The organism is Pedobacter polaris (genome assembly GCF_005116505.1).
In the GTDB taxonomy this organism is placed as follows: Bacteria; Bacteroidota; Bacteroidia; order Sphingobacteriales; family Sphingobacteriaceae; genus Pedobacter; species Pedobacter polaris.
In genome coordinates this window covers 353,961-367,322 of the sequence record NZ_SWBR01000005.1, presented here as the reverse complement: position 1 = coordinate 367,322, position 13,362 = coordinate 353,961, and the positions used below count along the sequence as shown (strand labels likewise).

General features: G+C 33.4%; 11 protein-coding genes. 4 read left to right on the top strand and 7 right to left on the bottom strand.

Annotated features, from left to right (window positions below; translation table 11 throughout):
* Window positions 1-104 precede the first annotated feature (104 nt).
* The 3 genes from FA048_RS18445 (at window position 105) to FA048_RS18435 (ending at window position 3,914) form a co-directional block, all read left to right on the top strand.
* Window positions 105-1,817, top strand: coding sequence for an amino acid permease (locus FA048_RS18445; protein WP_136843875.1), 1,713 nt, complete (start codon window positions 105-107; stop codon window positions 1,815-1,817).
* Between the two features lie 120 nt (window positions 1,818-1,937).
* Complete coding sequence (locus tag FA048_RS18440) at window positions 1,938-3,266, top strand: porin (RefSeq protein ID WP_136843873.1); 1,329 nt, start codon at window positions 1,938-1,940, stop codon at window positions 3,264-3,266.
* Window positions 3,267-3,332: 66 nt separating this feature from the next.
* Window positions 3,333-3,914 (top strand): MarC family protein, encoded by a 582-nt coding sequence (locus FA048_RS18435; RefSeq protein ID WP_136843871.1) that lies wholly within the window; start codon window positions 3,333-3,335, stop codon window positions 3,912-3,914.
* Window positions 3,915-4,175: 261 nt separating this feature from the next.
* On the opposite strand, the gene FA048_RS18430 is transcribed toward FA048_RS18435, so the two are convergent.
* From FA048_RS18430 to FA048_RS18405, 6 genes are all read right to left on the bottom strand, one after another.
* On the bottom strand, window positions 4,176-5,366 hold the full coding sequence (locus FA048_RS18430; protein WP_136843869.1) for an RsmB/NOP family class I SAM-dependent RNA methyltransferase: 1,191 nt from the start codon (window positions 5,364-5,366) through the stop codon (window positions 4,176-4,178).
* A 17-nt stretch (window positions 5,367-5,383) separates the two neighbouring features.
* Complete coding sequence (locus tag FA048_RS18425; RefSeq protein WP_136843867.1) at window positions 5,384-6,622, bottom strand: type 1 periplasmic-binding domain-containing protein; 1,239 nt, start codon at window positions 6,620-6,622, stop codon at window positions 5,384-5,386.
* Window positions 6,579-8,105, bottom strand: a complete 1,527-nt coding sequence (gene guaA, locus FA048_RS18420; RefSeq protein WP_136843865.1) for a glutamine-hydrolyzing GMP synthase — start codon at window positions 8,103-8,105, stop codon at window positions 6,579-6,581. Before guaA ends, FA048_RS18425 begins: the two co-directional genes overlap by 44 nt.
* Window positions 8,106-8,368: 263 nt before the next feature.
* Window positions 8,369-8,830 carry a deoxycytidylate deaminase gene (locus FA048_RS18415; RefSeq protein ID WP_136843863.1) on the bottom strand — a complete coding sequence of 154 codons (462 nt, stop codon included), beginning with the start codon at window positions 8,828-8,830 and terminating at the stop codon, window positions 8,369-8,371.
* 102 nt (window positions 8,831-8,932) lie between these two features.
* Window positions 8,933-10,219, bottom strand: coding sequence for a sugar MFS transporter (locus FA048_RS18410; RefSeq protein WP_136843861.1), 1,287 nt, complete (start codon window positions 10,217-10,219; stop codon window positions 8,933-8,935).
* A 146-nt stretch (window positions 10,220-10,365) separates the two neighbouring features.
* On the bottom strand, window positions 10,366-11,796 hold the full coding sequence (locus FA048_RS18405) for a sugar MFS transporter (RefSeq protein WP_136843859.1): 1,431 nt from the start codon (window positions 11,794-11,796) through the stop codon (window positions 10,366-10,368).
* 192 nt (window positions 11,797-11,988) lie between these two features.
* Here FA048_RS18405 and FA048_RS18400 point away from each other — a divergent pair, with 192 nt between their 5' ends.
* Complete coding sequence (locus FA048_RS18400; RefSeq protein ID WP_225872579.1) at window positions 11,989-12,648, top strand: LysE family translocator; 660 nt, start codon at window positions 11,989-11,991, stop codon at window positions 12,646-12,648.
* A 3-nt stretch (window positions 12,649-12,651) separates the two neighbouring features.
* On the opposite strand, the gene FA048_RS18395 is transcribed toward FA048_RS18400, so the two are convergent.
* Window positions 12,652-13,203: a hypothetical protein gene (locus FA048_RS18395; RefSeq protein ID WP_136843857.1), complete on the bottom strand. Its 552-nt coding sequence runs from the start codon at window positions 13,201-13,203 to the stop codon at window positions 12,652-12,654.
* Between the last annotated feature and the right edge of the window lie 159 nt (window positions 13,204-13,362).

Here is a 13,362-nt window from a genome sequence, read left to right as displayed (position 1 = left end):
TTTGAATAAAAATCCCCTTTATTATTACAGAATTTTTATTTAGGTTTGAAACTATTATAAAACAAACTGAAAACTTATTGAAACACTTTAACTAAACTTAAACTATGAATTTTAGAAAGTCAATTGACTTACTTACAAAAGAAGCAGAAGAGAGCGGAGAAGGTACACTGAAAAGAACCCTCGGCCCTGTAAATCTGGTTGCTTTGGGTATTGGTGCAATTATTGGTGCTGGTTTATTCTCAATCACAGGTTCTGCTGCAGCTAATAACGCCGGTCCTGCAATTACTATTTCATTTATCATAGCAGCCGTTGGTTGTGCTTTTGCTGGTTTATGCTATGCAGAATTTGCATCAATGATTCCTGTTGCTGGTAGTGCTTACACCTACTCTTACGCCACTATGGGCGAATTTGTAGCATGGATTATTGGATGGGATTTAGTACTAGAATACGCTGTTGGAGCCGCAACGGTTTCTATTAGCTGGAGTCGATATCTGGTCAAGTTCCTCGAATACTTTGACATACATCTCCCAGCTCAAGTAGTAATGTCACCTTTTGATACGGCTACTTTAGCAGATGGAACAATTGTATCAGGTATGTTTAACTTGCCTGCTGTATTTATTGTTGTATTAATGTCTTTAATCTTAATTAAAGGAACTAAAGAATCTGCAGTAATTAATGGAGTAATTGTAGCAATTAAAGTTGTAATCGTATTGATTTTTATCTTCTTAGGATGGAAATATATTAATGCAGACAACTTTAGTCCTTATATCCCTAATAATACAGGCAAATTTGGCGAATATGGTATATCTGGGGTTATTAGAGCTGCAGGTATTGTATTCTTTGCTTATATAGGCTTTGATGCTGTTTCTACTGCTGCGCAGGAAGCAAAAAATCCTAAAAAAGATATGCCAATTGGTATTTTAGTTTCATTATTTATTTGTACTATACTTTATATCTTATTCGCACATGTAATGACTGGCGTTGCTAACTACGAGCTTTTCAAAGGTCAGGATGGTATTGCACCAGTTGCTGTTGCAATAGATAACATGGGTACTACAAATGCTGCAGGTGTTGTAAGTCCAGCATATCCTTGGTTAAACAAAGCAATCATCTTAGCTATTTTAGGTGGTTATGCATCTGTAATCATGGTAATGTTAATGGGCCAATCAAGAGTATTTTTCTCTATGAGTAAAGATGGTTTATTACCAAAAGTATTCTCTAGTGTACACTCTAAATATAGTACACCAGCAAAAAGTAACTTGTTATTTATGGTATTTGTGAGTTTGTTTGCTGCATTTGTTCCTGCACGTGTGGTTGGTGAAATGACGAGTATTGGAACATTGTTCGCATTTATTTTGGTGTGTATTGGTATTATGATTTTGAGAAAACGCATGCCAGATTTGCCAAGAGCTTTCAAAGTGCCTTTGGTACCACTTATTCCTATTTTAGGTGTATTGGTATGTTTAGGTATGATGGTGTTTTTACCATTAGATACTTGGGTTCGTTTATTGGTATGGATGATTATCGGTATTAATGTTTATTTATTCTATGGAATTAAAAACAGCTTATTATCTGATAATTTAAAAGCGACAATGATGAAGAGCAACAAAGTAGTATCTTATGTAGGTCTTGCACTTGCTGTACTTTTAATTATTGTAGCAATCTTACACCACCATTTATCATTAGAAGCTACTAAAGCAGATGCGACAGTTGAGGCAGATTATGGTTTATATTACTTCTCATTAGCATTTGCAGTTTTACACTTAATTATTTATGGTTATAGAATTGCCACTGTTAGTAAGATAGAACCTAAATAATATTCATAAAATTTTAATAAGCCTCCCATTGAAAAATCGGGAGGCTTTTTTATGTCAAAAATTATTTATCCTTCTTATTTTACTATGCAAATAAGAATTACCTTTGCTAAAAATACAAGAATGAAAGTTTTTAAATGTTATTTACGAAGTGCGGTACTCCTATTATTAATCTGTATTGGTAATAATGCTTTGGCACAAAGAAACATAAATGACATACTTGATTCTACAACAGTAAATAACTTGTTGATAATTTCAAAAAAATATGGATCTGTATCTTTTGGAGGTTACATGCAACCACAGTTCCAATTCGCTCAAGCTAAAGGTACACAAGCAGAATTTCAAGGTGGTAATTTTGGGGAAAACACTGATAATAGATTTAGATTAAGACGTGGCAGATTAAGAGCAGATTATAGCTTATTAAATGATGATGGAACTCCATCAACTTATTTTGTGTTTCAGTTTGACGGGACAGAACAAGGGGTAAATGTTAGAGACTTTTGGGGCAGATACTACGAACATCATTTTCAATTATTCTACTTTACAGCAGGTTTAGCAGGAAGGCCGTTTGGCAATGAGCTACAACTCTCATCTTCTGCTAGAGAAGCTCCAGAGCGTGGCAGAATGTCTCAAATCCTGATGAAGACGGAAAGGGATTTAGGAGTGATGTTTACCTTTAATCCTCGTAAAAAAACTGCAAAGCTTAAAAACCTGCAATTTGACCTTGGTATTTACAATGGACAAGGTTTATCAGGTCCTCAGGAATTTGACAATAGTAAAGATTTTGTTTTAAGGTTAAGCCATAAAAACTATGCCTTTAAAAAAATTCCATTAAATATTTCTGGAGGTATTAGTGCTTTGTTAGGTGGACTAAATCATCAATTACCAGTAAAATATGAAATGCAAAAGTTAAATAATACTTGGGTAATGGCTAAAGATTCTTCAATTAGCAACATTAATAAAATTGCACCAAGAAAATATTATGGAGCTGATGTTCAGTTTTCAACTAGAAAGAAAAGTTGGAAATCAGAACTTAGGGCAGAATATGTTACTGGTTTACAAACAGGAACTTCTACCAATAGCAGTACCCCAGGAACATTTCCTATAGACAAAAATGCAGTGAAACTACCTTATTATACTAGAAGCTTTAATGGTGCGTACTTTACTTTTGTTCAAACCCTAAACAGTACAGATAATCAACTCATTTTAAAATACGATTGGTACGACCCAAATGCGAAGGTTAAAGGAAATGAACTTACTGCTGCAAATGGATATTCAGCTGCTGATGTGCGGTTTGATACTTTTGGTTTTGGGCTCCTACATCATTTTAATCCGCATTTAAAAGCTGTTGTTTATTATGATATCATAAAAAATGAAAAGACTAAGTTGTTAAATTTTGAAAATGATTTAAACGACAATGTTTTAACCATTCGCACCCAGTTCTATTTCTGATAATTTAATGTCTAGTTTAATTAAGTTAAGTCTAATTAATTTAACTTTGTTGTAAATCTCCCAATTATGGAACATTTACAATTTGATTTCAGTCAAATCTTATCTACCACAATGGTATTATTTGCTATTATTGATATTTTAGGCTCTATTCCAATTGTTATTGAACTAAGAAAAAAAGCCGGACATATCGAATCTGAAAAGGCTGCAATTGTTGCTACTGTGTTAATGATTGTTTTTTTATTTGCAGGTAAAACATTGCTAAATGTGATTGGTATAGATGTTTCTTCTTTTGCTATAGCTGGTTCTTTTGTAATTTTCGCTATTGCAATGGAAATGGTGTTGGGGCTAACCATTTTTAAACATGATGCAGACAGTTCTGCAGCAACATCTATTGTGCCGTTAGCTTTTCCATTGATTGCTGGTGCTGGTACGATGACTACCCTACTATCTTTAAAGACAGAATATGCTACTCAAAATATAATTGTAGGTATTATAATAAATATGCTCTTCGTTTATTTCGTTTTAAAGAATACCAATAGATTAGAAAAGCTTTTTGGTAAAACTGGACTGAATATCCTTAGAAAAGCATTTGGTATTATCTTATTGGCTATTGCCATAAAGTTGTTCAGAACAAATACAGGGTTATAATTGAAGAAACTAACCTTCAAACAATCTTGCAATCCGCATTACGATGCCCAGTAAAGCTGAGCATAATGATTCTGCTTGGTTTGTCTTTAGATCTAGTTGGTAATGAAGATTTTATTAATTAAGATACTAAATCGTAACAAAATTTCGTTAAATTAGTCATATAGATGTTAAACCAAGATATGAACAGTTTTGAGCAGTTTACGGTTATCATTGGCGTTTTAGCCATTCTTTTCGAAGCTATTAAGCATCTGAAAGGGAAGATTAAGCATTGGCATCAATAGCCGAACTTTCTTGCTTGATTAACCTGGCTACAAACATACTGTCTGCCTTATTTCCATAACCCTTTATCAGTTCCATTTTTTCTAATTTCAAATCGAAATTTTCTGTTAAATATTTCACAACATCTTCATTTTCTGCTTTAAAAACAGAACATGTCATGTATATTAATGGCTTATCCTTTTTAAGGTATTTTACAACTTTTGCGGCAATTCCTTTTTGCAATTTCACGTAATTTTCGACCTTATACTTTTCAAAATAATAAAGCATTTCTGGTGTTCTACCCCAAGTTCCAGACCCAGAACAAGGTGCATCTAATAAAATACCATCAAACTCATAGTGGTGTAAGATCTGATCGTTATTTTGCAATAAATCCATTGCTTTTAAATGGTATTTCTTTAGCCCTGCCAGTTGAAAACGTTCTTGTAAGTTATTTAAGCTGTTTTCTCTAATATCACTCACTAAAAGCTCAATATTTGGCTCTAAACTATGTAACAACAATGATTTACCGCCAGATGCGGCACAGCTATCCCACCAATAGTCATATTTCTTAGGTCCGAAAAACGTTCCAGTATATTGTGATGAAAGATCTTGAATTTGATATAACCTTGGGTCATTGATTACCTGTTCTAATTTAGTTCCATTGGGCAATGCTAAAGTAGTAGCTGAAATTTCTTTAACCGAAACCCCGTTAGCTTGTAATTGGTCTACTACGGCTTGAATATGTGTTGATTTAACCCTAATGAATAAGTCTGGTTGAATAAAAAATGAACGGTAAAAATCTCCTTTAAAAATCCCTTCAGATAATTCTGTATCAAAAGAAAAAACCTCTTCTATTTTAAATGCTGAAAATTTCTTTTTAACAATAGCAATCTTATCTGTAATAGATGCTCCTATTGATTCCTCTAGTTCTGGTAAATAATGAGAAATAATCAAGCTTAAAGTATCATGGCAAAGAAAATCAGCTATTGCTAATCTTTGTAAGTTATTTAGTTTGCTTAATGCTTTTCCTAACCTAAAGAAACTATAAAGGTATCTCGTTGCCCATCTCCTATCTGAGGATCCCATTTGCTTATTTTGCTTGAAATAAGTAAACAAATGTCTATGCAATGGCAAAACACCTTTATAATCTTTTAAAATCTGCTCAAAAGCTCTTATCTGATGTTCTACTCTCATCCGTAACCCTATGGGGATTAATCAATAATACTTAATGTTAAGTTCTTGTATTGCAAAAGCATTAGCTCGGTATTGTAATATCCAAACTGTGGACTGTATTCAAACTCAAAAGAGTTATGCAGTCCTTTATACTTTTCTTTAGTAAGGTAATCTAAATAATTTGCTCCGTGTTTAGCTAATAATTTTCCAAAATAAAAGCCAATGTCAAAACCCTTAAAAGAATACTCACTTGGTTCAAAGCTAAATGCTGATCTATATTTTTTAATAAAATTAATCACAGATGTGCTTTTATAATCGATTTTATAAGATGAACTTACAATTGTATTTAAATCTTGTAACTGATCTAAGTTGTATGTTTGTTTTATCCAGTTTGGATGTCCAAATAAATTGATATCATATCCTCCTGCCTTTAAATTTTTAAGCTTATATATTTTATCAATACTTGGAGTTACAAATGGAGCGTCTGAAGAGCAAATAATTAAAGCATAATTTTTGTCTTTTATCATTCTTTTTTCAAAGGCATAAGTGGTAGAAAACTCTTGAACTATGAATTTAGGGTACTTTTGTTTGAAATGATTTCTAATCGGCTCAGCAAATTGTTCGTCAGCAGTTTTTTTAGGATTAATTAAAACTACAATTGAGTTACTACTCTGGTAATGACTAGCAATATAATCGGCTATTTTAATGGCATGCTGATTTATATTATTTACAATAGAAATGAGTTTTGGATTATTAAAATCGCTTGGTTTTGAAGCCGCTAATGGTGATACAATAGCCAAATCATTGGCAATTGCAGAGTTAGTAATATACTTAATACCTTCTGGAAAAACAGGGCCAATGATAAGGTTGCTGTTTTTTAAAGTTTCTTTTTTAAAAAGTACAGAAAGTTGAGCATTATCGTCTTTAGTGTCAAATACGTTCAAGTTAAAATTTAAACCCAATGCAGCTGCAGAATCTATTCCAAGTTTAACACCTTGATAAAAATCTATAGCCATATCTGCTCTATCTACTTGAGCTTTTGTTGCTGTTTTTAAATTGAATTGATTCAATTTAAAAGGCACCAACAACGAAATATCAGCTTTTGTAAACTTTTTTGCAGGCTTTTCTACTTTTGGAGAAACACTATTATCCTTAACAGGTTTATTTATAGTTGTATTAACTTTTGGAGAGCAGGATGCAATTAATACAACAATAAAAACTACTGGCCAAAATTTATTCCCACTCAATAGTAGCTGGCGGTTTCGAACTAATATCATATACAACTCGGTTAATTCCTCTTACTTTATTAATTATTTCATTAGAAATTTTTGCGAGCACGTTATAAGGTAAATGGCACCAATCTGCCGTCATTCCATCAACAGATTCTACAGCACGTAAACAAATTACATTCTCATAAGTTCTTTCATCGCCCATTACACCAACAGATTGAACAGGTAAGAATATTGCACCGGCTTGCCAAACTTCGTCATACAAACCAGCTTCCTTTAAATTATTGATGTAAATTGCATCAGCTTCTTGCAAAATAGCTACTTTCTCTGGAGTAACATCACCTAAAATTCTAATGGCTAAACCTGGGCCAGGAAAAGGATGGCGGCCTAAAATGAAACCTTCGATGCCTAAAGATTTCCCCACTCTTCTCACTTCATCTTTAAACAAAGTATTAAGTGGTTCAACTATCTTTAATTTCATAAAGTCTGGTAAACCGCCTACATTATGGTGAGATTTTATGGTTGCAGATGGGCCTTTTACAGAAACTGATTCTATAATATCTGGGTAAATAGTCCCTTGAGCCAACCAAACCACGTCTTTAACTTCATGGGCAGCATCATCAAAAACTTCAATAAATACTCTGCCAATTGCTTTACGTTTTAATTCTGGGTCTTTAACACCAGCCAATTGACTTAGAAACCTATCTTTAGCATCAATGCCTTTAATGTTTAGGCCCATGTCTTTGTATTGCTCTAACACGCTTTCAAATTCGTCTTTTCGCAATAAGCCATTGTCTACAAAAATGCAATGTAAGTTTTTACCAATTGCCTTGTGTAATAAGATAGCTGCAACACTAGAATCTACACCTCCTGAAAGGCCTAACACAACTTTATCGTTTCCTAATTTTTCTTTTAAAGCCGCAATTGTTGTTTCTACAAAGGCATCTGCTGTCCAGTCTTGAGCGCATCCACAAATACCAACTAAAAAGTTTTGCAACAAAATCTTTCCATCAGTACTATGTGTTACTTCTGGATGAAATTGTATTGCATAAGTGTTTGTATCTTTTACTTGAAACCCAGCAACTTCAACATCAGCTGTGCTAGCGATAATCTCGAAATTAGCTGGTACATTTTTAATGGTATCTCCATGGCTCATCCACACTTGTGAATTTACATTGATGCCCTTAAAAAGTTTATTTTCTTGGTTTACAAAATCTAAATTTGCTCTACCATATTCTCTACTATTTGATGCTTGAACATCTCCTCCACTTTGTTGTGCTATAAATTGTGCACCATAACATACCGCTAATAATGGGTATGCTGTAAACAAAGATAAATCTACATAAGGTGCATCTTCTTGACGAACTGAATATGGGCTACCTGATAAAATAATTCCTTTTACAGTTGAATCTAATTCGGGAATGTGATTAAATGGATGGATTTCACAGTAAACATTTAATTCGCGCACGCGACGAGCAATAAGCTGTGTAAACTGAGAACCAAAATCGAGAATGATGATTTTTTCTAGCATGCGCAAAGGTAGTTATTTAAGCTGAAAGACTAAAGGAAAAAGAGCAAGGATGAAGGAACAACGAACAATGAGAAAGAGATGTAAAATCTTTAATTATTTGAAGCGAAATGACAATAGAAAAATCAATGCTCAGTCCCGCTAAACGCTTTACTCTCTACGTTCGTGTTCGCTAATATCGGGGCTATAAAAAAAGGATTGTGCTATTAATCAATAGTTCCTTCAAGAAACCAAAATCTACAAAAATCATTTTAATCTTGGAATATTTAGGCCAAAACCTCGTGTTGCAAAACTTCAACTCCAAAACGAATTAAAAAATCTACACCTTCATCACTGGCCAAACCTTTATAAGCTGCATATGAATCTTTGAAGTAAACTTTTTTGATACCAGATGATAAAATTAGCCTTGCACATGCAATACAAGGAGAAAGTGTAGTATACAATGTAGAGCCTTCTATTTTTGATCCGTTTTTAACTGCATATAGAATCGCATTTTCTTCTGCGTGTAGGGCCAAGGAACAACTTCCTTTACTATCTCTAGCACATCCAAGTTCTGGCCATTCTTCATCGCAATTATGTGTACCAGCTGGCGGACCATTGTAGCCTATTGAAATAATACGAGTATCTTTTGTTAAAACAGCACCAACATGGGCCCTAACACAATGAGAGCGGGTTGCTAAATCTGTAGCCAGATTCATGTAAATATCATTAAATGCTTGTTTTGCCATTTCGTATAATTAAAAAGCCCTCTGATAAATACCAGAGAGCTTTCAAAATTAGTGTTTTTTTAAGCCATGCGGCTAATTTATTTGCTTAATTAAAACTTAACCTTATATTTTCTTCGCACCCGCTTTATGCCCTTTTACAGCAAAATAAATAATATACAAATAAGCTGGCAACAAAGTGTATAAAAACGCATGCTGAAAATCAATCGAAAGACTATCTTTTAAGAAACCATAAATGGGTAAAACCAACGCACCGCCAGCAATGCCCATAATCATAATTGCTGAACCTGTTTTAGTAAACCTACCTAAACCTTTAATGCCTAGCGGAAAAATAGCAGGCCACATTAGCGAGTTCGCTAAACCCAATAATGCCACAGAATAGAATGAAACATTACCTGTTGAAAAAGCTGAAATGAAAGTTAATGTTACACCTAAAATTGCACAAATGCGTAATGCCATTTGCTGGCTTATAATTTTAGGAATAGCGATGATACCAATTACATAACCCACTAACATACATATTAATGTAAATGATGTAGAGAAACGTACAATATTTGGGTTTATATTAAGCTCCCGTCCGTAAGTAGCTATTCCATCTCCAGCCATAACTTCTACTGCTACACAGCAGAAAATAGCAAAAGCACCCAAAAACAAATGAGGATATTGAAAGATGCTAGACTTAACTTTTACATTACTGACTTCATCCAGGACATCTTCTTCGGCCTCTACTTCTGGAAGATTAACAAATTTGATTAATATCGCAAAAAGCACAAAAACTATCGCCAAAACAATGTAAGGTGTATGCACACGCTGTAATAACTCATCTAAAATTGCATTTTTAGCATTTATATCTGTAGTTGCGTTAATTTTTGCTGTTGTTTCTGCAGAGTTTTTTAAAAACAATACGCCAAAAATAATTGGGACTAACACACCTGCGCCTTTATTACACAAACCCGCAATCGAAATACGTGCAGCTGCGCTATCAATTGGACCAATAATACTTAAATAAGGGTTTACTGCAGTTTGCAATAAAGCCATTGCCGATCCTTGAATAAAAATTCCTGTTAAAAACAATCCGTAACTTCTATTATCTGCAGCTGGTATAAATATCAAAGAACCTATCCCTAAAATTACCATACCCAGCACTAATCCGTTTTTAAAGCCAATTTTCTGTAAAATCCAAGAACTAGGTAAGGCAAGAAAAAAATAAGCAATGTAAGAAGCGAAGGTTACAAAAAATGCTTGTAAATCGGTTTCTAAATCTAATGCCAGTTTTAAGAAAGGGATTAATGTACCGTTTGCCCAGGTTACAAAGCCGAAGATAAAAAACAAGGCACAGCAAATTACCATTGGTAATAATGCCGTTCTGTTTTGGTTTGAAATAGATGTCATTGTTTAGTTTAGGTTTAAATTTTATCTAACATAAGTAAAAATAGAAGGCATTTAAAAATTAAAAACTGCGCAAACGTTTGATTAAGGGCAAAAAAAAGAGCCCCGATATAAATCGGGACTCTTTAAATAAAATATATTTCGGTTTTTTAGTGTCCGCCTGAAATTTTTTCATCAAAGTTAATCCCTTGCGACTTTAATATACTACTGGCTCTTAATGCATAAAACGCTAAATATGCGAAACATAAAATACCTATAACATAACTATACTGAATACCTGTATAGTTTGAAACATAGCCTTGAAGCCAGCTGATAAGACCACCGCCCATAATCATCATAATTAAATAGCTACTACCTTGGCTTGTATGTTTACCTAAACCGCTTACTGCCAAAGTAAAAATACAAGGCCATAATGTACTACAAAATAAACCAACACTAGTAAATGCATAAACACTTACCATTCCTGTAGTAAACATACCAACTAATAAAGCCAAAATTCCAACACCAGAGAATATGAAAAGCATTCTTGCTGGATTTCCTTTACTAGCCATATCTGCAATGATTAATATAAGAATAATTAATGCATATACATAGAATGGAGCCAAATCATGTTCAGCAATAGCATTTACCAATAAGAAAATGCCAAATGCCAAATAAGGAGCAATAAATCTCAATACTTTTTGTAAGCTAATTTTATCTGTAAACGCTTCAACCGCACCAGTCCAACGACCAATCATCATACTTGCCCAATACAAGGAGATATATGGAGCAACATCTTTAATTGCAAATCCTAAATCTTCTTCCATATATGCTGGCAAATTACTAGCTGTAGAAACTTCAACACCTACATATACAAAAATTGCAATCATCCCTAAAACCAATTGCGGATATTTCAAAGCCGAACCTTTTAACGAGCCATCCTCAATTACTGCTTCACTTAAAGCTGGCTTATCAGGTAATGAAGACATTTTTAAAAATACTGCTACCAATAAAAATGCTGCTCCTAAAATTAAATAGGGGATTTTAACACTTTCAATACTAATGTTCGTATTACCACTTGAAGCTGATCCGAAAATTGCAAAGCTTACAATAAGGGGCCCAATTGTAGTTCCAAAATTATTTATTCCACCTGCTAGGGTCAATCGTTGAGAGCCCGTTTTAATTGGCCCTAAAGCAATTGCTAAAGGATTTGCGACCGTTTGCTGTAATGAAAACCCTAATGCCACAATAAATAACCCAGAAAGCATTAGCGGAAACGACCCTGTATTTGCTGCTGGATAAAATAATAAAGTACCAACTGCCGAAATAGTTAGGCCCAAGGCTAAACTGTTCTTATAACCAATTTTGTTAATTAAATCTGTTTTCATTAATGCAGATATACCCACATATATTAACGAACCAACAGTGTATGCAATATAAAAGGCTAATGATACCAATTGGCTTTCGCTTTGAGACAAATTAAAAGCAGATTTAAACACTGGTATTAATATATCATTACTAGCGGCTACGAAGCCCCAAAAGAAGAAAACAGTTACTAAGGGTATGAACTGCCCCCAATTGGTTTTTGAATTTTGTTCCATACTTGGATCAGAGTTTAAGTTTAAAATTAAATTTTGGTTGGCTAAACATAAATAAAATTTATTGTTTATGAAGTGTATTTTTTACACTAATCAAAAATTTTATAAACGTTATAAAGACGTGTATTTTACACTTAATAGCTATATATCGCTTACAAACTAAGTGAAAAAATGAATAGATTTTAGCTTTAAAAATTGCATATTAGCATAAATTATGATGATAGGTTAATGTTTGAAGCGATATTATTAGGTATGGGTGCAGGGCTAATTTCCTCATTCTTAACAGGTCCTGTTTTTTTCGCAATGATTAAGACCAGTATTGAAAAGGGTTTCATGGCTGGCTTTTCACTTGCAATTGGCGTGATAATTAGTGATGTTATTCTAATTGGACTTGTTCTTTTTGGGAGTCAATTTTTAGCCTACCAAGATAGTTTTGACAAATATGTTGGTTTGTTTGGAGGCATCTTTTTGCTCGCCGTAGGAATTTACTATCTGGTTTCTAAAGTTTCTATCAACTATGAAAACAATACGATGATAAAAATTAGCAAACGTGGCTATTTTTTAAAAGGGTTTTTGATGTGCATTTTAACACCATCAACCTTAATGTTCTGGATAATTGTAAGTGGAATTATTTCTGTAAAATTGAATAATAGATTGAATGAAAAGCTATTTTGCTTTTTTATTGCAATGGCAACACAGCTCGCTATTGATAGTTTAAAAAGTTACTATTCTAGCAAATTACGTTACCGGATAAAAGAAGATACTTTAAGAAAATTGAATAAGATTGCAGGGATAATTATTATCGCTTTTGCTTTGTGGTTGATGTATAAAACCTACCACCAGTTTTATGCCTAAATACTATAATTTATTATCTAAATCATATAAATCTACATAGTCTAGCAAGCGTCCACCTGCACAATTTTCCATATTTTGCAACCTATAATATCTTCTCTCTCCTTTTTTTGAAAAAACTTGTTTACCAGTCTTCTCACACGGAGCTCCACCATTATTAGTTTTAATGTAGGTTATGATTGTTCCTTCAAAAGAAATGGTTTGCTGATCTACTCTTTTAATTTTACCATTGATCTTTAAAAACTCATTATTAGTATTGGTCTGTTCGCCTTTAATAGTAAACCATCCATCATTTTCTTTGCTTAAAGTAGCTTTACCTTGATTTTCAAAACTGATCCACTGCAAACTAATTGGGATACTACGTTCAATTTCTATTTTAACCTTCGGAATTTTATTAGCTACATCATCTTTAACTTTATTAAGCGTATCATTCAACTTGTTTAGCTTAGAATTTAAGCTATCACTTGTTTTAGCAATTGCATTTTCCACTTTATCTTGTTTAGCTTCTGAACAAGCCAAACCTAAACACACTAGTACACCTAAAAAAATCTTTTTCATAATCATTTTATTTAATAGGTAAAACAAATAAACGACTGCAATGTTTTTTTTGAGATTAGCAGTTCGTAATTAGCAGAAGCTTTGAAAAATAAACCTGATTGAAATGGAAAGCCCACAGCGCAGCGAGGACTTGCAATGAAAAGCAGGGCTGAATAAACA